Raw genomic sequence first — 19,996 nt, forward strand, 5'->3', positions numbered from 1 at the left:
CCGTATTATCGGCTAATCTTCTTGGCCCAGTGATTCCCGTTTTAGTTGGCCCGGTATCGCCGTAATGACTGGCCCAATGACTACCGTATTAGACAGCTTAATACCCTCTGCTTCATAAGTAGTGAATTTTAAAATACCGATCCAGATCAATACAATGGCTAGACCATACCTGATCATTCCTGCACCAAAATTTTCTAAGCGGCTGCCGGCGACAGTTTGTTCATTTAAAGTTGTTGACTTCATAAGTAAATTTTTATTAAGATTTACTCATTGGTCTTATAAAGATTAGATTCCTTACAATATTTATTCAATTACCATTCGGATAACATGATATATATCATGTTTATCAATAGTTACTTTCCAATACAACAAGTAATAATATGCTGTATACAAGGTAATTACATGACTAAAGGTACAGATGATATGTTAATACCATCTCTAATCAAATGAGGTCTCAGAAAAGCCTTGAAATTTTATTAAAGGATTACTAGCGTATTCCAAAATTAGAGGCTTAATTAGGTTCCACTTTCCAAGGCGGCTTAAATTCCAGATGGCAAAGGGCTTATATTTTTCTGGCACGTTTTCATAACATTCCATAAGCACTTGATCATCAACAGTATTATGAGTAAATTTCAAAAGAGATAAAAAATTACCAGGATCGATTCTTTTAAGAAATAGTATGTTCTTTAGTTCCGCTCCATCCCTCAACTTACCTACAAATATGGCTTTTAAAAAGTTGGGAGTGTCTATCGCCCAAGCATTCTTAATTAAGTTATATATTTCCCTATTATTACTCATATCAATCAATGTAATCAAGACATCGATGTTCTTTGTTTTTGCATAATTATCTAATAGCATCGTTTCGAGGTCGATACTCCAAACCAACCTTGCGATTTTTAAGGCTCCTTTGATTTCATAAACGTATTTGGATCTAAAGAAATAGCTGAAAAATTCAAGCTTATAAGTTTCATCTAAATCAACTAAGATATATTCCATGATTTTGCGGTACCGTAACCTATTTGTATACCCCGCTAATTTTAAAGTCTCAAAAACATAATCATAGATGAGCACACTTTGATTACTTCCAGAGATTCTTTTCAGAATATTTGAAACAATCAAATGATTATAAGGCTCTCTGTGTAAATAAATTTTGGTTAGTTCGAAGAGATCCACAGTATTTAATACAGAATGTTCAAGTAGAATAGTTGGCATACCAATCATCTCCATAGAATCAATTTCGTAAAGCTGAGCCATTAACTCGAACTTTTCATTTAATGTGTTGCTCATTCCTAATGGTGTAAAAAGTTATTTATTATTCCCAAGTTTGTGTCCACCTGCTTTATTGGATAATATTTTTACCTCATTCTCAAAATCACTAATGAAATTTTTATCCTGGACTACTCGGAACTTTTCATACTCTTTTTCAGCAAGCTTCATTGCAACATCATGTCTTATCTTTCCAGCATCTTTTAAAACTTGGTATTCATTGAACTGTAGAAATGCATCTAACTTTGTAATCCAGTCGGTCATTTTCATGGGAATTTGTCTTGCAGCCTGATTTTCCGCATAATCCAAGTACATACTTACAATTCTTTCCAGATCTCTGATTTCCTTTTCGATGAGATAATTCTTGGCAATACTTATATCTCCTTTCAGGACTTTTCCAGCAGGAGCGTTTTTAAACGTTTGTAAACCCATATTGGGCTTTCCAGCATCTGCTCTTTCTGCAATTAGTTGTGCCGCAGTTTTTCCTGAAATAGCATAATGCAACTTGTTTTGTACCGTTTTGAAGAATGTCTGAGTTATTTCTGCATCTTTATTATAATCAATGCTGCACTGTTCGTAAATATCAGTTATTTTCAGGTAAAACCTACGTTCACTCGCTCGTATTTCTCTTATACGTTGTAGAAGTTCCTCGAAATAATCTTTTCCAAACTTTTCACCTTGCTTTAACCGTTCATCATCCAACACAAATCCCTTAATGATGAACTCTCGTAATAATTTTGTGGCCCAAATCCTGAACTGGGTTGCTTGGAAGCTGTTCACACGATATCCTACAGCTATTACAGCATCTAAATTATAAAAGTCTAATTCTCGGGATACATCCCTGTTACCTTCTTTTTGAACTACTCGAATTTTTCGAGTAGTTGAATCTTCTTCTAATTCGCCGGTTCTGTAAATTTCCTTTAAATGATAGGTAATTGTATGGCTTTCAACGCCAAATAGTTCAGCCATACGTTTTTGGCTTAACCAAAAGGTTTCGCTATTAAAAACAACCTCAATCTTTATATTTCCATTTGGACTGCTATAAAATATGATGTCAGAAATATTTCGCTGCTCTTCGCTCATATAATTGTCTGTTTGATTAAACTCATGATGTATTCAATATCCTTGGTATCCTTAACGGACAGTTCATAATCTCCATTACCCCAATGACCAATAGAAGAAACATCACGAACGATATTTTTAGGATCATCCAGTTGTCCCTTTCTAAGGTTAATAAAAATCTTGAGACCTGTATTTTCTGTAACTATGTCTACAAGATTCTTTTTTAACTTGAAAGCTATGTAGAGCTTCTTGGGAACAATTGTGATATCTGTATGTAAATTACAAATTGCCGTTTTGAACTGCTCGTACAATTCTATTACTTGGTCAGAATACCTTTCTAAATGAAATTCCTCGGTGTAGACTTTTATTTCATCATTAACTTTCTTCAATTCTTGCTTGTTTTGAGTTATCGGTTTAATACTCTCTGCCGATTGGGATTTTTTAATTGGATTTATAGTAACCGTCCCATTCTCAAACTGTTTAATTTCCCATAACTCGATTGCTATGTCTTTAAAATTAGTAGCCTGAATTTGATTTTCAGTGAACCCCGTGGATACAAACACTACTCTTGTCTGACTCCAATCAATTTCACCTCTTCTTAAATTTTGTTTGAGGCTCTCATTGTATTCCACAATAAAGTCTGCTTTATTTTCAAGCATGAGGCTTAAATATGTGAATCCTTGATCAACGACGCTGAAATTTTTATCTCTTTTATACTCAATTATTATAAATGCGTTGCTTTGCTTATCAAATGCAAGCGTGTCAATTCTTTTGTTCTTGATCGTAAATTCGGATTTTACAAACGATAATTCCATTATAGTTTGAAGGTTCCTTTCAAATATTGTTTGAATATCACGTTCCAACTTAAATGGTTTCTCCTTTATTTCATTCAGTATGCCTAATTGGTTGTTATATAGTATCATTTAATAAGGCTTAAAATTATAATTTAAAATTCTGAGACGTTGCATGGTATGTTGTAATGAAAGTGGAAATAAAGAACTATGGAATAAATGAGAAACATATCAACCTAACACCTTAATTATTGCCGCTAAATATCAACTCTAAAGTCTTTCTCTCTAAACCAATTTTTACTTATTTCATTATTATCGCTTTTAGGTTTTGGATTTGCATCATTGACTTTAAATGTAGTGGGCAGGTTTACTGCATGCCCAAATATCAATGCATGTTGTGTCGGTATTGAAGGCATTCGTCTTAAAATTGTCTCTGATATATGCGGTGTAATTTGCCTGATATGGGATAAGTCTTCTGGATTTTGAATTCTATGCACGATGAAATTGCTACATTGTGATAAAACGGTCTTTGAAAGTTCGCTGGGTCTTTGAGAAGAAACCATTAAAAACATACCATATTTTCTACCCTCCTTTGCTATGCGATCAAATATCTTATTAGCATCTCCAAACACTTTTCCAGACTCAAATGAAATATACCTGTGTGCTTCTTCTAGGATAAGATTTATTGGATATTGATTTCGATTCTTTGCTGTCCGTAAAGTTTCAAATATTAATCTTGATAAGACACATGATATAACTTCCACTGTTTCATCATTTGCAGAATTTAAATCTATAATGATTACTTGTGACTTCTTAACGCTATCGTCGATACCAAGAAAATTACTTAAATATTTCGCTTTCTCTATTTCAACTGTATTTTTCGTTAAAAAACTAAAATCGCCTCGCTCATTAATACTTTTAAACCGAGTAATCATTGACGAGCAATAATCTCGGATTTGCTTATTTCCGTGGTACTCTTCGAAAAGGATTGCATTTTCAATCGCTTGCCCTAAATCATGGAAATCGAATCTATCAGAGTTGTATTTCGGCTCAATCACAATATCTTCTTTGATATGTTTACGAACAGATGATTTAAAATTCTCCTCTTTCTGAGCTGCCAAAGCGTCTCCAGGTCTGTCGCCAAAATTGCCGTATTGAGCGTTAAAAGTTGAAAAATCAACTTTGGCGTCTTCCGGGAATTTTGCTCTTTGAATTAATGAAACAATTCTCTGTCTTTTGGCAACAGGACTTTCCCAGTGTTCGAATACATACATAATACTGCATGCATAAATATGATGCAATACTACTGGCGTCAACTTTTGTGTAAAGCCTAATGCATTTCTTAAAAGGGGCAACTGTGACTTTTCACTTGCCTTCAACAGTAATGCCCATTCGTCAATATTTAGGAACCAATGAGGAAGAATAAAGTGATTAATCGATGTATCGTTCTCATCAACCTGATCAATTGTAAAGTTCCTAACGTCAATATCGTTGTTTTGGGCATTTAGCTGTTTAAAAGCTTGACGATATTCGCCATTGACATCAAAAATAATAAAAGTACTTCCCGTTGCACTATATTGATCCAGTTTGTATAATGTTTGAATCATTGAGGCAATTGTACAAGATTTTCCGCTACCTGTATTTCCGAGAATTGCAGAATGGCTACCAAAAAACTTGTCAATATCTATCTTAACATCGTAGTCAGGAAAAATAGTTGATTTTCCGATAGGAAGAAATAAATGCCTTTCCTTACATTGACAATCATCAACTAAACATTCAATATTTTCCTGACAGCTTTTCTTACTTGCAATATCAGTCTTGAAAATGGCATTTAACTCTTGTTCCTTAACGTAAAGGACATCGGAATATAAGGTCGGGTAGACACTTACGCCAAAATCAAAATCTAATACAATGTCTTTGTTTTTTTTGATTGTCCCAATTGGTAAGACCTCCAAAAATTTACCTGCCTGGATTTTACTTAAGATTTGATCTGTAGGATTAGAAAATGGGACGTTCAGGTCCTTTTCACGAACTCCCGAGACTTCCGCTACTATATAGTAGTTTTGATAGGGAACTATTACGTAACTATTTAATTGAGCAAAATAATGAATATCATCGTAGCCACTAACATTAAAATTATCCAAACCACTTAATAATTCGACAGAAAAGCGGTCAGAGTTTATAGCTACGATTTTTCCAATAACCCTTTGTTTATCTTCTTTCGTCATTTCAACAAATTTTTAAGGTTGTTAATTGTAGTTTCCATTTTCCGATCTAAATCTTCAGCAGTTAAATCTGGTAAGACCTCTTCTACAAATCTTTTAAAATGATGTAATGGTACATCAAGTGTCCCTTCAGCACTTCCTCCAATTATCCAAATTCTCGAATCACTTAACTTTTGTAGTTTTCCGATAGCATTTTCTTCCGATGGTTGACCAATTACAATTAATCTAAAAGAGGGAATTGTAAAGGCTTGAAAAATCAAATTGTTTATATGCTCATCATTAAAACTGTATCCGATAGTCACGAGTATATTGTTATTCTGCATCAATTTCTTTTGAAATTCACGGAATAAATCGGAATATGGGCTGCCAAGACTAGCATTATATTTCAGTGGAGTAGGATGTATCATTATTGTATCCTCCCTCTTTAATTGCTCTAATGTAGGGTCTTGTATTTCCTTTACTTTGAATAGCTTGCTTTCTCCTTCTGCTTGTATCCAGTTGACAGACCCGTGAATCTTATATAGATAAAACAAATTATCAATTACATTCCATTTCGATTGGGACAAATCCATTTTTTCTGCCAGGGCATAGTTAAAAATAGCAGGGTTAAAAAATTTGCTTATTCCGCCCGTGAAGCCATTTACATAATGCACACCTAGCAAGTCCATCGCCCTCTCTGAATATAAGTCATAATTTGTAGTAAATATGCTCAATCTTGGAAGGGTTGGATTTCGTGTTAAAAGCTTTCTATAAAACTGCTTGTATAATGCTACTAGAGGCGAATCATTACTAGTTCCATTCTCAACTATAGAATTATGCTCATTAAGGCACTTGCTTAGAAAAAAATTTCTTGCTTTTAATATAATGGATTCAATTCTTTCAAAAGTTGTTAGCTGCGAAAAACTCTTATCCCGTATATTCTCTGACACCAACTTCTTAACATCATCCTTTTCAATAGTTGAATGGTAAAATGACAAGCTATGAAGTGTAGACAAAAATGCCTCTAAGTTCGTCCGAAACTTATCACTTTCTACGTCAAAGTTTAATTTTGTTTTTAGCCATTCTTTTTCCTCCTTAAAGACTTCGGAACCGTAAAACTCCTTAGCCATTGGTGCCATAACAGGTATACCGATTTGAATTTTATCATTTGGCGATGGTTTACCTGTCTCAATTTCGTAAGATGAACAACCGCTTCCTAAGAGAAAGGAAAGGTTTTTATTGTCAAGCACCTTCATAAATGAGTCCTGAATTTTCTTCAAATTGACTTGTTCAGGTTCACTGGTGTCTTGTTCCTTCTTCGCTTCTAGAATATTTTCCTTGCCTTTGTAAAAGAATGTTGCCATTTTCTAAATTTTTAAAACGCCTTAAATTTATCTCCCATACTATGCTTTAAATTCCACTTCTTGGTTGTATCTAATGCACGTTCAAGTACAATAAGTTTTTGACCAATATTTGCTTTGAAATACTCTACGGTTTCGTCAGCCAAAATTCCATCTAGGCAAATCAATGTCTCCTTATCTCCGTCTGTTACTAGAAAGATTTCATTCTTTTTAAAATGTTCTTGTTTATCGATCGTATAGTTTAATTTGAAACCATTTTTAATTAATATCTCCGTTATCAGTTCATCTCGGTTAAAGGCTGTAAGTAATTGACCTTCTTTATCCCTAATATATTTTTTAAGAGCCTCTAAATTTTCTTCGTCTGATTTTTCTGGATCAGGTGCATACTCTACTCTTGGAAAATTGGATTTTTTTAGCTTGAATACTTTAAAACCTAAATTAGTTAATGGATCTTCTCCTTCGCTATCATCAAACAACCCATGTTGTTGATTTTTCTTGTCTTCGGTGATTACTTCAATTACCCTTTTATTTCGTTGTATTGTAATATCACTTATTTTTTTGAAGCCAGCTTGATATGCGTCACTCTTTTCATCGGTAATTTCAGGAAGTTGTACCAAAATATATTTTCTTTCCCCATTATCGCCTCTATTTAGTTGTTGTATCGCCTCTCCTGTTGAGCCCGAACCAGCGAAAAAGTCTAATACAGTATCTTTTCCACTTACACCAACGGCTTTAAATATTTGTGATAATAAATATGAATCTTTCGGGTTAGTAAAATAATTCCCTTCCATTAAAGTAGCTAACTTTTTCGAAGCTATTCTACCATCCCGATATTTTACACTCGTCAAACTTTGATTTTCAGTATTCTTTAAATATGTCTTATTATTCGGAACAGTAGTTTCGTCCTTTCCAAAATGGACTAAGTTTTCCTCTATTCTCTCTCTCATCTTTTCTTTAGGAAAACGCCATCCACTGGCTGGCTCTTTACAGACTTTTTTTGTAATTGGATGGATTACATCATACCGATATTGTCCAAAATTAGGCCCCGAAATGTTATCAGGAAAATATACACCGCGCTCATACATCCAAGAATAATGTTTACTAGAATATATAGGGTTCGATTCTGCAAACTGTTTATACCACTCTAATCCTTCTCGGTGAATCGCTTCCCAGTTGGCACCATGTTTCTGCTTGAAATTCTCGAACGCTTTGTAAATTTCATCTAAACCCTCTTTTTTTTCTATCCATTCGCCTTTGTTTATTTCTCTATTTTTGACAAAGAATAGGATATATTCGTGTTGTATCGAAATATACGCTTGGTCGTTCTTGCTACTGTTTTTCCAAACTATCTCGCCAACATAATTTTCTGCTCCAAATACTTCTTCGCCGATTTTCCGCAGATGATGAACTTCATCTTCATCGATAGATATTAAAATCACACCATCTTCCTTTAGTAATTGTCTAGCTATCAACAGGCGACTAAACATCATATTCAGCCAATTACTATGATATCTTCCAGATGCATCGTTATTTGTATCAATCTTCAATCCGTTTTCGACAACCTCAACGTCCTCCCAGTACTCAAGTTTGTCTTGTTTCCAGGTATCTCTATATATATAATCTTTATTTTTATTATAGGGGGGATCAATGTATATACATTTAATTTGGTCGCGATAACTCTGGCTCAATAACTTCAATACGGCTAAGTTTTCCCCCTCAATAATTAAGTTATCACTTTCTGCAGGATTTACACTTCGATTTTCGTCAAAAACCAATGTAGCGTCAGTTGGAGTAAAAGCCTCTCGCTTAGCATTGCTTTTACCAAACCAACGAAATTCATAACGTTCGGTTTCGTTTACACTTTCGCTATCAACTATCTTTTTCAATTCGTTTATGTTTAACTGGCCTTCATTTGTAAACAAATCGGGCATCAACATTTTTAGCTGCTCCAATCGCACTTTGTTCCAATCTTCCGATTGTACATTCTCCAATGGATTATTACTATATTCTTGAGTACTCATTATTTTTCAATTGGGGTGTTAATGTCATTTATAGCGTTTTCTTTAAAGTATTGGTAATCTTTTACTGGGGCTTTGTACTTCACCTCTACGCCAAGCGTCCGGAAGTGTTTGATGGCACACTGTATTTTGTAGACCTCACTTTCTTTTAAAGCTTTTTTATCAGCAATATCGTTTGTTCCTTTGGTTTCAACTACAAAGTAAAATTCACTTTCCTTGCCATCTCTCAATTGTTTTCTTTTCATTACAATCCCAAAATCTGGTTCATAATCGCCAATTGGAGTAGCTATTTTATAATAACTTGGCAATTTCAGAAAGCATATGAGTTCATCATCCAGATCCGCACCTATGGCAAATTTTCGTTCTACATCACTATCTACCAATTGCTTGTCGAAAACACCCCTATTTGGTGTATTCACATAACCATTTTCATCAATATTCTTCACGAAATCCTCAAAATCAAAGGGAAAAGTTTCGCTTGTTACCTTGTAATCTAGTCCCCTAAGCATTTCTTCCAGTTCTATATTTTTAATCAATGCAGAAGCTTGATGAATATATTGAGGTGGATTTTTTGCAAAAGATTTCATACTGTCAATATTTTCGATGATTTTAAAAGCAGTTATATACGATAATCCAGTGTTTTCACTTATCTCTTCCAATAAATCTAGTGCAGAATAATTTGCTTTTAATTTATATGATTCAGTTCCTCCAAATTCATCGGCGATGCCACTTTCGCTTATAGCCCCAATGGAACGGCTTGTTACTTCAGCCTGATAATCAGCTATATTTATATTATTTAAAGCTTCTTTACTTCTTTTTATTAAAGTTTCTTCATCGAAAGCGACCGAGAACTTAGTTTTTTTTGACAATGCTTTCCAAAACCGTTTAAAGGCTTGATTAATAGTTTCGTTTTGATTTCGTTTGAAATATACTTGGTTTTGAGCTTTTCCCTTATGCGTATGCGCCATTCCAGCACCTGCCGAGATTGTACCATACGTTTCTTTAATTTCTTCCTGATATTGCGTTACAAATGTTTCGTAAGTTTCATTTGGAATAACCGTAAGTTGATTGACACGTTCTTCATCTGCAGCTTCCAAACTATCATAGACACGTTCTCCATCTTGATTAACGCAAATACGTAAACCACGGCCAATCTCCTGACGTTTCTTAATCTCTGAATATGAATTATTTAATGTGGCGATATTGAAAATATTTGGATTATCCCAGCCCACCCCTAAAGCAGAGTGTGAAAATATAAATTCAATTTTATTAGCTACGGAATCACCGTAGGTTAATAACTCCTCCTTATCCTTCAAAATGGCATCAAAAACATCTGAGTTTTTACGCATAGAAGTCTCGTTATCCGTAAATTCCCCTTTACCAGTTTTAGCAAAATAGAATCCCTGTGTAGCTTCGATATCGCTTGCTGAAGGAATTTGCCCATCATTAAACTCAGCATAAATGCTTTTGTATTTTTCGATGAAAAGATTTTTAATAATCGGATTATCACTCACATAATTGGCAACCTTATCAATAAAAATAAGGGATAGACATTTGATACCTTTTTCTTGCAATTTTTGCCTTTTGGTGAAATGACGAATCATCAACCATTCTAATTGCAATGCCCAAATACTTTCAATATTTCCCGATGCTTGTTTTTCAAATATCTGTACTCCATTAGTAAACGAAATTGACCATTTTCCCGTTCTTAAACTTTTATTAATGCGTTCTATCTGATATTTTAAATAACTCGGATTATTTGTAATTAAACCAAGGTTATCCCCATCTTTTAACCAGTTCGTCGTTTTAAACTCTATTTTACCTGATGTAGATTGATGCCACGCTTTGATTTTTGCACGAATTGGATTTTTACCATTCTGTATTTCACTTAACTCTAGTTTTAAAGTAGCCTCATCATTTTTTTCGGTAACGGTTAATACTTCAATTTTTTTAACCAAACCTTGCTTATAACTATCATAAGGTGTTAAACGATAAATTAAATTTTTAACCACTTTATGAGTAGCCGAATATCTTAATTTGAAAAGCGGATTGAGTTTTGCTATTTGCTTTACAGAATTTACTGTATCCATTCCCTCTTGCGGTTCGTCCATCAAAACAATAGGATTTGTTCTGCCAATGGCATCTATAAAAGGTATATTTGCAAATAAGTCTTCCCTTTTAGCCTGATTAAGGATTTTATCTTCCGAATTAAATGAAGCTAAAGTCATCACCATGATTTGTGGGTATTGCTCCTCAATAAAATTGGTTACTTTGTTTAGCTTTTTACTATTGTATTCAAAAGATTTTGGCACGAAGCCATAGATACTTTCCAATTGACGTTCAAATGTATTTAGCGTTTTTAAGACACCTTGGCGGATAGCAACGGATGGCACTAAAATTATAAATTTTGTAAAGCCATAATGTTTGTATAATTCGCAAATTGTTTTAATGTAAACAAGGGTTTTACCAGTACCTGTTTCCATCTCGATGGTAAGCTCATTTTCACTATTGATTTTTGCAGTTTGATAATCAATGGCATTTTCTATTGAAACAGCCAAAATGTTTTCCGTAATTTGCTCATTTGATAGCGTACAATTATTTGAACGTATCCCCTCAAAACAGGCATTATCAAAAGTATTTTTAATATTTCCATCAAACACATCGACAACCGATTGAATAGCAGTCTGCTGATATTGTAGTTCTTCTAATTTAATCTCCATTACTTATTATCGACCGCTTTCGTTAAGTACTTAATTTCTTGTTCAACCGCCAATAATATATCTTTAATGTATGGTTCATCTGCTAATTGATATGCCACTAGCTTACTCAAAAATTTCACCACGAGCTCTTTTTCATCTACGTTAAAAGTTTTTGCTATCGTTGGCAACATTTGTCGAGTTATCGGCCTTTCACCACGCTCCAACTTACTTAAGGTGCTCTGATCAATATCAAGTATGGCAGACAATTTTCTCAAGGGCATACCTGCTTCTTCCCTCAATTGTCTTATATATACACCTATATTTTCTTCTTTAATCATGACTATATTTTCTTGACAACTATGTCAAATATAAATATTATGCGTTTGTAAAGAGCTTTATTAAAAGAAAAATTACTAACATTAGCAGGAACAAACTTAACACTTGGCCTACCGAAAAATACATGCATATGACCAACCGCCCTTCCAACGTCATATATGTTAGAGCATATGTGTATACCTAGCTATAAACTATTGTAAAATAGAGGACAGAACGGTTTTTAAATTGCTTTCTTAGGAAAGAAATCCTTAAACTCGACGTCAAGTTCTTTTGAAATTCGATTAAGATGGTTTAAATTGTACTTAGCAATGTGTTTTGGATTTTCTACATTACCAATAAAACCTACAGATAACTCAATGAGGTGAGCAAGTTTAGCTTGAGAAATACCTTTTGAAGTACGGATTTACTATATAAAATTGTACCTTTTTGTATCTCGCTAAAAGGTACCATTGAAGGTACAAATATTTGCTAGAAATACAAAAAAATCAAAAACCAACGAAAAGAAAAAACCCTGATATATCTTCTTTATCAGGGTTTTAATAGGTTTTGTTACTAGATGCTTATCGTTATTTATGGTTAGTTACTTTCCAATACAGAACTTACTAAAGATATTATCCAGGAGATCATCATTTGTAACAGCCCCTGTGATTTCACCTAGGTAATAGAGCGCCTGCTTAATGTCCATCGCCAGAAAATCAGATGTAATTGGGTTATTAAGACCATTAACAACACTATCTAACGCTACTCGTGTTTTCTGCAATGCTTCTACGTGTCTAACATTTGTAATCATGGTATGATTATCAGAAAGCTGATCGCCAACTGCAGTTTCATAAAGGAGTTGTTTCAATTCTTCAATTTGCTGTTCTCCTTTGGCAGATATGGCCATAAACTTAATTTCTTCTGGTAAATGAAGTTCCTTAAGTCTATCGTTGTACGACAAATCTATTTTATTCGCAATAGCTAAAAATGCCATTCCAGGACGGTAAAGCTTAGCAATATCTTCTTTAATCTCAGATACAGACAGATTTACTACATCGAAAAGATAGAGCAATATTGCAGACTGACTAATTTTCTGCATTGTTTTCTCCACTCCTATGGCTTCAATAGCATCTGTTGCCTCGCGGATCCCGGCTGTATCTATTAGGCGGAAATTGATTCCATTTATATTTAATATCTCTTCAATAGTATCCCTGGTAGTACCTGCTATTTCACTCACTATAGCGCGATCATCGTTTAGCAAGGCATTTAAAAGCGTAGATTTTCCTGCATTCGGTCTTCCAGCAATTACCGTATTGATACCCATTTTAATAACATTACCCAACTCAAATGATTGGATCAGTTTGTTGATTACAATATTTATCTTAGCTATTAGGGCCTGTAACTGATCCCTGTTGGCAAACTCCACGTCCTCCTCTGCAAAATCAAGCTCCAGTTCTATCATGGATGCAAAATGGATAAGCTGTTCGCGCAGTAAATTTAATTCAGTACTAAAGCCTCCCCTTAATTGATTCATAGCAACCTGGTGGGCAGCAGCAGAGTCTGAAGAAATAAGATCCGCAACTGCTTCGGCCTGAGATAAATCTAAAGAGCCATTCAAAAATGCCCTTAAAGTAAATTCACCCGGTTTAGCCGCAGTGGCACCCTTTCTAATCAATAGGGAAATGATTTTTTGTATGATATAGTTTGATCCATGACAAGAGATTTCAACTACATTTTCTTTAGTGTATGAACTAGGGGCTACAAACAAGCTAACCAAGACCTCATCTATAACCACGCCATCATCCTTTATCAAACCAAAATGGATAGTATGTGATTTCTGCTTTAATAAATCTTTCCCTGAAAAAACTGAATTTGTTATACTGATGGCATCCTTACCCGAAAGGCGTATTACACCAATTGCTCCAACCCCGGTCGGTGTGGACAATGCAACGATTGTTTCAGAAGAAATCATAAATGTAGCTTTTTAATTAAACGCAAAACTAGACAAACATTTAATACCTTATGCTGTTTAAAATTTAGCAGCAAACAATTTACGAATGAAAGACATCCAGGAAAAAAAGTAAAAGACTAACCTACATCCGTTCTGGAACAGTAATACCCAATATATTCATACCTGATTTTAAAACATGTGCTGTTACTGAACTGAGATTTAGCCGGAATTGCTTTAACTGCGTTTCTTCTTCTTTAACTATCGGTGGCACTTCATGATAAAATTTATTGAAAAGCTTAGCCACCTCGTATATATAATTGGAAAGCATAGCAGGACTATAGGCCTTGGCCGCAGTCTCAATTTCTGTAGGATATTTGGATAAGAGAATGATCAAATCTGACTCTGTGGCTGATAATTCTATCGTGTTTTCAGTAGTATGTTGAGTATAGCTAGCTTTGCTAAGCAAAGATTTGATACGTGCATGAGTATATTGAATAAACGGGCCTGTATTCCCTTGAAAATCTATAGACTCTGCTGGATCAAAAAGCAACCTCTTTTTAGGCTCTACCTTGAGCAAGAAGTATTTTAAGGCGCCTAGCCCAATTTGGTAATACAAATTTTCTTTCTCTGCTTCTGGGAAATTGTTCACTTTACCTAGTGCTTCTGTTTTTTGTTTGGCTGTGGCAACCATCTCAGAAATAAGATCGTCTGCATCTACAACCGTACCTTCCCTTGATTTCATTTTACCGCTTGGAAGATCAACCATACCGTAAGACAAATGGTGTAAGCCCTTAGCCCAGGTTTTACCAAGTTTAGATAAAATCAAGAAAAGCACCTTAAAGTGATAATCCTGTTCGTTACCCACAACATAAAGCGATTGATCCATATTGAAATCATCATACTTCATCTGTGCAGTTCCCAAATCCTGAGTAATGTATACTGAAGTACCATCGGCACGTAATACCAATTTCTGATCGAGACCATCGGTGGTAAGGTCTATCCACACAGATCCATCTTCTTTTTTAAAGAATACACCTTTTTCCAGCCCCTCTTCTACAGTTCCCTTTCCAAGTAGGTAGGTATTGCTTTCATAATAATATTTATCGAAATCGACACCAAGATTTTTATAGGTTACATCAAAGCCTGCATAAACCCAGCTATTCATTTTTTCCCATAATGAGATTACTTCCTTATTGCCAGACTCCCAGTTGACCAACATTTTCTGAGCCTCTTTTATCAGCGGCGCATTCTTTTTAGCCTCTTCTTCAGTTTGGCCTTCTTGCTTCAAGGATTCAATTTCTTTCTTATATTCTTTGTCAAAAATCACATAATATTTCCCGACAAGGTGGTCGCCTTTTAAACAAGCACTTTCTGGGGTTTCGTTATTTCCCCATTTTTGCCAGGCGAGCATCGATTTGCAAATATGTATACCTCTATCATTTACCAGATTAACTTTGTAAACTTCATAACCGTTGGCCTTTAATAGTTCTGCGACTGCATATCCCAATAAATTATTTCTAACATGCCCAAGATGTAATGGTTTATTGGTGTTGGGTGATGAATATTCTACCATTACCCGTTTGCCATTTGGCTTAAATGTACCAAATGTAGGATCTAGTAATTCGTTGTTAAATAGATCAGACCAATAGTGGTTAGCAATGCTTAGGTTTAAAAATCCTTTTACCACATTAAAAGCCACAACCTCCTCAACATGCTCAACAAGGTATTCCCCCAGATCTGAAGCGGTTGCTTCGGGCGACTTCTTGGAATATTTAATTATTGGAAATACGACTATGGTTAACTGACCCTCAAACTCCTTGCGAGTATCCTGTATGTTGATCACACTTTCGGTAACATCTTCATTGTAAAGCTGTTTAATACCTTTTAGTGCTGCATTAATAAGAAAATTCATGTTCAAAAATAACCAAATTAGCCGTAAGAGCGAACATTATGTTCTAAAAAATGGATAGATTTGCTGTAGGACAACCCAAATATGACCGAACAAAACCAAAACTTCAAAGTGAGTGTCAGTACAGAAATTGGCAGATTAAGGAAACTCCTGATACACAGTCCGGATAGCGGTTTAGGCAAAGTTGTGCCATCAAAGGCTCAGGACTGGCTTTTTGAGGACATTGTTCATCTTGATACCATACGCAAGGATGAGTATGATTATTACGTGAAACTTCTCATGTATTTTCTTGATCCAGATAAAATCAAGGGAAAGCTGGCCCATATTGATGCAGAAAGTTCTGATCGTGCTTTCTTCAAACCTAATAACGCTGAATTCCATAATTCATTGGCTGTAATAGAAATACAAAACCTACTCTCAGACGTTCTGGCTGATCCTTCTGTACGAAAGAAACTTGTAGCCGCAGTTTGTGCCATTGAGGGCTGTACTTATAAGCTACAAATGGAATTGCTAGAAACTGATCCTATAGTTCTGGCAAGAATTTTTATTTCTGGCAGTCTGGAAAATGATGTGATGATCTTTGCCCCCATCCCTAACCTGATCTTTACACGGGATGTGGGTATTACTATAAATAACTATATTTTACTTAATAAGCCGGCAAAAAAAGCAAGAAGTAGGGAAACATTGTTAATGCGCTATATATTTTTTAACCACACAATATTTTCGGTTTACAGGGAAAACATACTAGAGATACCAGATCCGGTACAGCATTTCTTGCGTCCTGGCGAGGAGGATGATCACCGCACTACACTGGAGGGCGGAGATGTGATGATGGTAAGCGAAAATCATGTAATCATTGGCTGTAGTGAAAGGACATCGGCCTATGGTGCAAATGAAGCCATTAAACTTTTGTTTGAAAACAATGTTGTTGAGAAGGTAACTGTGGTTAAAGTGCCAAACAAAAGAGATTTTATGCATATCGACACGGTTTTTACACAGGTAAAAAGGAATGTGTGGACGTTGCTAAGTTCTATTTCAAAATATCAGCCTCCAAATCTCTTAGAGCCAATAAACTTCCTGGTTGAACCTGATAAAAAAGAAATTACCGAGATTATACAATTCGATAAGAAATTCCCTCAAAAACCAAAAAGCTTTGAAAGCATTGAAGCCTTATTAGATGATGTTAGTCAGACCGATTTAAACAGCACAGAACCTACCAAATTCATTTACAGCGGAAATGGTGTTTTTCCTTACGATTCACGTGAGCAGTGGACAGATTCCTGCAATTTGCTGGCATTAAAGGAGGGCGTAGTTTTGGGCTATGACAGGAACGACAAAACTATTGAGGCCTTCAAAAGCAATGGTTTCCAGATTATTAAAGTTGCCGAACTGATTGCTGATCTGGAGAGCGGTGAGATTAGCGCAGATACCATTACCGATACCCTTATTCTAATGCCTTCTGCAGAACTTTCCAGAGCCCGTGGTGGATTCCACTGCATGAGTCTTCCAATATTAAGAGACCCTATCTAATATGCAGACAACAAATCAATTGCTGATGATAAGGCCTGTTAACTTCAAATTTAACGAGCAAACTGCAGTAAATAACAAATTTCAGCAAGCTTCTGCACAAGACCATGTTCAAATTGAAGCGCTAAATGAATTCAATAACTTTTTAAATCTGCTTAAGGGGAATGAAATTTCAGTTACTGTTTTGGATGACACACTTAATCCCGAAACACCTGACTCGATCTTTCCAAACAATTGGGTATCATTTCATCAATCTGGCAAAGTAATTTTATATCCCATGTTTTCTCCAAATAGAAGGCAGGAAAGACGACAGGATATTTTAAAAGCAATTGAAAAAAAGTTCGTTGTAAAAGAAATTGTCGACCTGACTGGTTTTGAAAACAGTAATGTATTTCTGGAAGGAACAGGTAGTCTTGTGTTAGATAGGGGGCATAAAATTGCTTATGCATGCCTATCTGTTCGTACAAATGAACTGGTTATCAGAGAATTTTGCGACAACACAGGTTATCAAATAGTTTCTTTTAATGGTTTAGATAGTTTAGGATTTCCCATCTATCATACCAATGTAATGATGTGTATAGCAGATCGCTTTGCAGTAATCTGTCTAGCTGCTATACCCGATGAGACAGAAAAGGAGAAAGTGGTAAACTCACTAATCACAAACGGGAAAAAGATTATAGAAATTACGATGGAGCAAATGAACCATTTTGCTGGCAACATGTTACAGGTAGAAAACAAAAGCGGCTATCCCTTGTTAATTCTCTCTGAACAGGCTTATCTGTCGCTCAGACCGCAGCAGATTAACGAATTAGAAAAATACAACCGGTTGTTATATGCGCCGCTTTATACGATTGAGAAAAACGGTGGAGGGAGCGCCAGATGTATGCTTGCCGAAATACACTTACCATTACGCTAAACTTGAACAATTCTTTAACATTTAATTTATTCATTAAAGATTTATTCTCAATTTAAAATTACATTTTTGCAAAAAATATTTTTACTGTAAATGCAAAGCTACTCCGAATTTCTTGATCTAAGTGTTGGTTTTCCTCAGGAAGGTTACAGCGTTATAGACGACGAATTATACTTTCAGGACCTGAATTTGATGGAAATGATAGAAACGTATGGAACTCCACTACGTTTTACGTACCTCCCGATGATCAGTAAAAAAATACAACAGGCTAAACTGTTGTTTCAAACTGCCATCATCAAAAACAACTATCGCGGAGACTATAAGTATTGCTACTGTACAAAAAGCTCACACTTTCGTCATATTGTGGAAGAAGCGCTAAAGAACGGGATTCACCTGGAGACTTCATCAGCATTTGATATGCCTATGATTGAGGCGCTGGAAAAGAAAGGCTCCTTAACTAAGGATATAACAGTAATCTGCAACGGTTTTAAAACATACCAATACAAACAGTATATTATAGATATGCTGCATGATGGCTACAAGAATATCATACCTGTTCTTGATAACAAAGAGGAATTTAATCTTTTTGACGATGAGGTAGAAATGGATACTCCTTGTAACCTTGGTATACGCATAGCTGCAGAAGAGCAACCAGATTCTCAATTCTATACTTCCAGACTAGGGGTTAGAATGGAGGATGTAATTGACTTCTATAACAACAAGATCTCAGCAAACCCTAACTTTAGAGTTAAGCTCTTGCACTTCTTTATAAATTCAGGTATTACTGACTCCCCGTACTACTGGAATGAGCTTGAAAAATACGTTACATTATATTGTAAGTTTAAAAAGATCAATCCTGAGCTGGATACACTTGATATTGGTGGTGGTATGCCATTTAAAGATTCGCTTGTTTTTGATTTTGACTATGAGTACATGGTTAACGAAATCGTTAAGCGTATTAAAGAAATATGTGCAGAACATGATGTAGTTGAACCTGATATCATCACAGAATTTGGTAAGTATACTGTTGCCGAGGCATCTGGTATACTTTATAAAGTACTTGGCCGTAAACAGCAAAACGACCGTGAGAAATGGTTGATGCTGGATGGTTCTTTTATTACTAATCTGCCTGATGTTTGGGCTTTAAACCAAAAATATATTTTGTTACCTATAAATAATTGGGATGCAGAGTATGAGCGAGTTAACCTCGGTGGTATTACTTGCGACGGACAGGACTACTACAATCAGGAAGCGCACATGAACAGTGTGTTTATGCCTAAAACCAGAAAAGTACAATACCTGGGCTTTTTCAACACAGGCGCCTATCAGGAAGTATTAAGCGGTTACGGAGGCATACATCATTGCCTTTTGCCTAGCCCAAAACACGTGATCATTAGACGCAACCGCGATGAAACTTTCAACTTTGAAGTTTTTGGAGAGGAGCAAAATAGTAAACAGGTATTGAAAATACTCGGATATACCTAGTTTTTAAGCTTTTAGCTTCTTTATCTATTGTTTCCTTAAATAGTCGATTGCTCCAGTAGACCACAAGGCACAGAAAATAAGTATAGGCTGAAAAAGCAACCTAACGAGTCTTGCTTTTTCGGTATTAAGGCCAAATGCATCTGTATCATTCAAATACTGAGAAATATTACCTGGAAAAATGAGCAAATAAAATATAGCTAAGGAGAGGCCAACGCCTATCCGTTGTTTCTTAAAGAACAGCATAGCGATGCCCAATATAATCTCAATTATTCCTGATGAGACCACAACAAAATCTTTACTAAGCGGAATCCAGTTGGGTACTTGTGCTTGAAACTCTGTTCTATTAAGCGTAAGATGGCCTAATCCTGCAAAAATCATGAACAGCCCCAGCACTATTCTAATTGTCTTTTGAAATGCGTTTGTTGTTATAGCTTCCATATAAATTATCAAGCTACAAAATGCAGACCGCTTTTAAAGCATCTACATCGCATTTTC

At 35.3% G+C, this 19,996-nt stretch carries 16 protein-coding genes; 3 read left to right on the forward strand and 13 right to left on the reverse strand.

Annotated elements, in window-relative coordinates:
- Nucleotides 1-12: 12 nt before the first annotated feature.
- The 12 genes from ACVWYN_RS09620 to argS all read right to left on the reverse strand — a co-directional run bounded on the left by ACVWYN_RS09620 (nucleotide 13) and on the right by argS (nucleotide 15,579).
- Nucleotides 13-243: a DUF417 family protein gene (locus ACVWYN_RS09620; RefSeq protein WP_457288640.1), complete on the reverse strand. Its 231-nt coding sequence runs from the start codon at nucleotides 241-243 to the stop codon at nucleotides 13-15.
- A 195-nt stretch (nucleotides 244-438) separates the two neighbouring features.
- Nucleotides 439-1,287 carry a hypothetical protein gene (locus tag ACVWYN_RS09625; RefSeq protein ID WP_457288641.1) on the reverse strand — a complete coding sequence of 283 codons (849 nt, stop codon included), beginning with the start codon at nucleotides 1,285-1,287 and terminating at the stop codon, nucleotides 439-441.
- An 18-nt stretch (nucleotides 1,288-1,305) separates the two neighbouring features.
- Nucleotides 1,306-2,349: a virulence RhuM family protein gene (locus ACVWYN_RS09630; protein WP_457288642.1), complete on the reverse strand. Its 1,044-nt coding sequence runs from the start codon at nucleotides 2,347-2,349 to the stop codon at nucleotides 1,306-1,308.
- Nucleotides 2,346-3,251, reverse strand: coding sequence for a DUF5655 domain-containing protein (locus ACVWYN_RS09635; RefSeq protein ID WP_457288643.1), 906 nt, complete (start codon nucleotides 3,249-3,251; stop codon nucleotides 2,346-2,348). The genes ACVWYN_RS09630 and ACVWYN_RS09635 overlap by 4 nt, the downstream gene beginning before the upstream one ends.
- 125 nt (nucleotides 3,252-3,376) lie before the next feature.
- Nucleotides 3,377-5,347, reverse strand: a complete 1,971-nt coding sequence (locus ACVWYN_RS09640; RefSeq protein WP_457288644.1) for an ATP-binding protein — start codon at nucleotides 5,345-5,347, stop codon at nucleotides 3,377-3,379.
- Nucleotides 5,344-6,687, reverse strand: coding sequence for an SIR2 family protein (locus ACVWYN_RS09645; protein ID WP_457288645.1), 1,344 nt, complete (start codon nucleotides 6,685-6,687; stop codon nucleotides 5,344-5,346). Before ACVWYN_RS09645 ends, ACVWYN_RS09640 begins: the two co-directional genes overlap by 4 nt.
- A gap of 11 nt (nucleotides 6,688-6,698) precedes the next feature.
- Nucleotides 6,699-8,705 carry a site-specific DNA-methyltransferase gene (locus ACVWYN_RS09650; protein ID WP_457288646.1) on the reverse strand — a complete coding sequence of 669 codons (2,007 nt, stop codon included), beginning with the start codon at nucleotides 8,703-8,705 and terminating at the stop codon, nucleotides 6,699-6,701.
- A complete protein-coding gene (locus ACVWYN_RS09655) occupies nucleotides 8,705-11,422 on the reverse strand; it encodes a restriction endonuclease (RefSeq protein WP_457288647.1) in 2,718 nt (905 codons plus the stop codon). Before ACVWYN_RS09655 ends, ACVWYN_RS09650 begins: the two co-directional genes overlap by 1 nt.
- A complete protein-coding gene (locus ACVWYN_RS09660) occupies nucleotides 11,422-11,739 on the reverse strand; it encodes a helix-turn-helix domain-containing protein (RefSeq protein ID WP_457288648.1) in 318 nt (105 codons plus the stop codon). Before ACVWYN_RS09660 ends, ACVWYN_RS09655 begins: the two co-directional genes overlap by 1 nt.
- Before the next feature lie 218 nt (nucleotides 11,740-11,957).
- On the reverse strand, nucleotides 11,958-12,140 hold the full coding sequence (locus tag ACVWYN_RS09665; protein WP_457288912.1) for a helix-turn-helix domain-containing protein: 183 nt from the start codon (nucleotides 12,138-12,140) through the stop codon (nucleotides 11,958-11,960).
- A 177-nt stretch (nucleotides 12,141-12,317) separates the two neighbouring features.
- Nucleotides 12,318-13,688: a tRNA uridine-5-carboxymethylaminomethyl(34) synthesis GTPase MnmE gene (gene mnmE, locus ACVWYN_RS09670; protein ID WP_457288649.1), complete on the reverse strand. Its 1,371-nt coding sequence runs from the start codon at nucleotides 13,686-13,688 to the stop codon at nucleotides 12,318-12,320.
- A 121-nt stretch (nucleotides 13,689-13,809) separates the two neighbouring features.
- Nucleotides 13,810-15,579, reverse strand: coding sequence for an arginine--tRNA ligase (argS, locus tag ACVWYN_RS09675; RefSeq protein ID WP_457288650.1), 1,770 nt, complete (start codon nucleotides 15,577-15,579; stop codon nucleotides 13,810-13,812).
- Between the two features lie 81 nt (nucleotides 15,580-15,660).
- Between argS and ACVWYN_RS09680 the strand changes: the two genes are divergently transcribed.
- The 3 genes from ACVWYN_RS09680 to ACVWYN_RS09690 all read left to right on the forward strand — a co-directional run bounded on the left by ACVWYN_RS09680 (nucleotide 15,661) and on the right by ACVWYN_RS09690 (nucleotide 19,501).
- Nucleotides 15,661-17,106, forward strand: a complete 1,446-nt coding sequence (locus ACVWYN_RS09680) for an arginine deiminase family protein (RefSeq protein ID WP_457288651.1) — start codon at nucleotides 15,661-15,663, stop codon at nucleotides 17,104-17,106.
- Between the two features lies 1 nt (nucleotide 17,107).
- Nucleotides 17,108-18,019, forward strand: coding sequence for a citrulline utilization hydrolase CtlX (gene ctlX / locus ACVWYN_RS09685; protein ID WP_457288652.1), 912 nt, complete (start codon nucleotides 17,108-17,110; stop codon nucleotides 18,017-18,019).
- Nucleotides 18,020-18,109: 90 nt separating this feature from the next.
- The gene (locus tag ACVWYN_RS09690) at nucleotides 18,110-19,501 is read left to right on the forward strand and encodes an arginine decarboxylase (protein ID WP_457288653.1); all 1,392 of its coding nucleotides are present in this window, start codon (nucleotides 18,110-18,112) and stop codon (nucleotides 19,499-19,501) included.
- Between the two features lie 24 nt (nucleotides 19,502-19,525).
- On the opposite strand, the gene ACVWYN_RS09695 is transcribed toward ACVWYN_RS09690, so the two are convergent.
- Nucleotides 19,526-19,939: a DoxX family protein gene (locus ACVWYN_RS09695; protein ID WP_457288654.1), complete on the reverse strand. Its 414-nt coding sequence runs from the start codon at nucleotides 19,937-19,939 to the stop codon at nucleotides 19,526-19,528.
- Nucleotides 19,940-19,996 lie beyond the last annotated feature (57 nt).

This window comes from Pedobacter sp. UYP24 (genome assembly GCF_054057295.1).

Bases quoted from the DNA above. Each gene is read 5' to 3' on its own strand.
- ACVWYN_RS09620 (WP_457288640.1), bottom strand. From the start codon at position 243: ATGAAGTCAACAACTTTAAATGAACAAACTGTCGCCGGCAGCCGCTTA.
- ACVWYN_RS09655 (WP_457288647.1), bottom strand. From the start codon at position 11,422: ATGGAGATTAAATTAGAAGAACTACAATATCAGCAGACTGCTATTCAA.
- ACVWYN_RS09660 (WP_457288648.1), bottom strand. From the start codon at position 11,739: ATGATTAAAGAAGAAAATATAGGTGTATATATAAGACAATTGAGGGAA.
- ACVWYN_RS09630 (WP_457288642.1), bottom strand. From the start codon at position 2,349: ATGAGCGAAGAGCAGCGAAATATTTCTGACATCATATTTTATAGCAGT.
- ACVWYN_RS09690 (WP_457288653.1), top strand. From the start codon at position 18,110: ATGCAAAGCTACTCCGAATTTCTTGATCTAAGTGTTGGTTTTCCTCAG.
- mnmE (WP_457288649.1), bottom strand. From the start codon at position 13,688: ATGATTTCTTCTGAAACAATCGTTGCATTGTCCACACCGACCGGGGTT.
- ACVWYN_RS09695 (WP_457288654.1), bottom strand. From the start codon at position 19,939: ATGGAAGCTATAACAACAAACGCATTTCAAAAGACAATTAGAATAGTG.
- ACVWYN_RS09635 (WP_457288643.1), bottom strand. From the start codon at position 3,251: ATGATACTATATAACAACCAATTAGGCATACTGAATGAAATAAAGGAG.
- ACVWYN_RS09625 (WP_457288641.1), bottom strand. From the start codon at position 1,287: ATGAGCAACACATTAAATGAAAAGTTCGAGTTAATGGCTCAGCTTTAC.
- ACVWYN_RS09650 (WP_457288646.1), bottom strand. From the start codon at position 8,705: ATGAGTACTCAAGAATATAGTAATAATCCATTGGAGAATGTACAATCG.
- ACVWYN_RS09680 (WP_457288651.1), top strand. From the start codon at position 15,661: ATGACCGAACAAAACCAAAACTTCAAAGTGAGTGTCAGTACAGAAATT.
- ACVWYN_RS09645 (WP_457288645.1), bottom strand. From the start codon at position 6,687: ATGGCAACATTCTTTTACAAAGGCAAGGAAAATATTCTAGAAGCGAAG.
- ACVWYN_RS09640 (WP_457288644.1), bottom strand. From the start codon at position 5,347: ATGACGAAAGAAGATAAACAAAGGGTTATTGGAAAAATCGTAGCTATA.
- argS (WP_457288650.1), bottom strand. From the start codon at position 15,579: ATGAATTTTCTTATTAATGCAGCACTAAAAGGTATTAAACAGCTTTAC.
- ctlX (WP_457288652.1), top strand. From the start codon at position 17,108: ATGCAGACAACAAATCAATTGCTGATGATAAGGCCTGTTAACTTCAAA.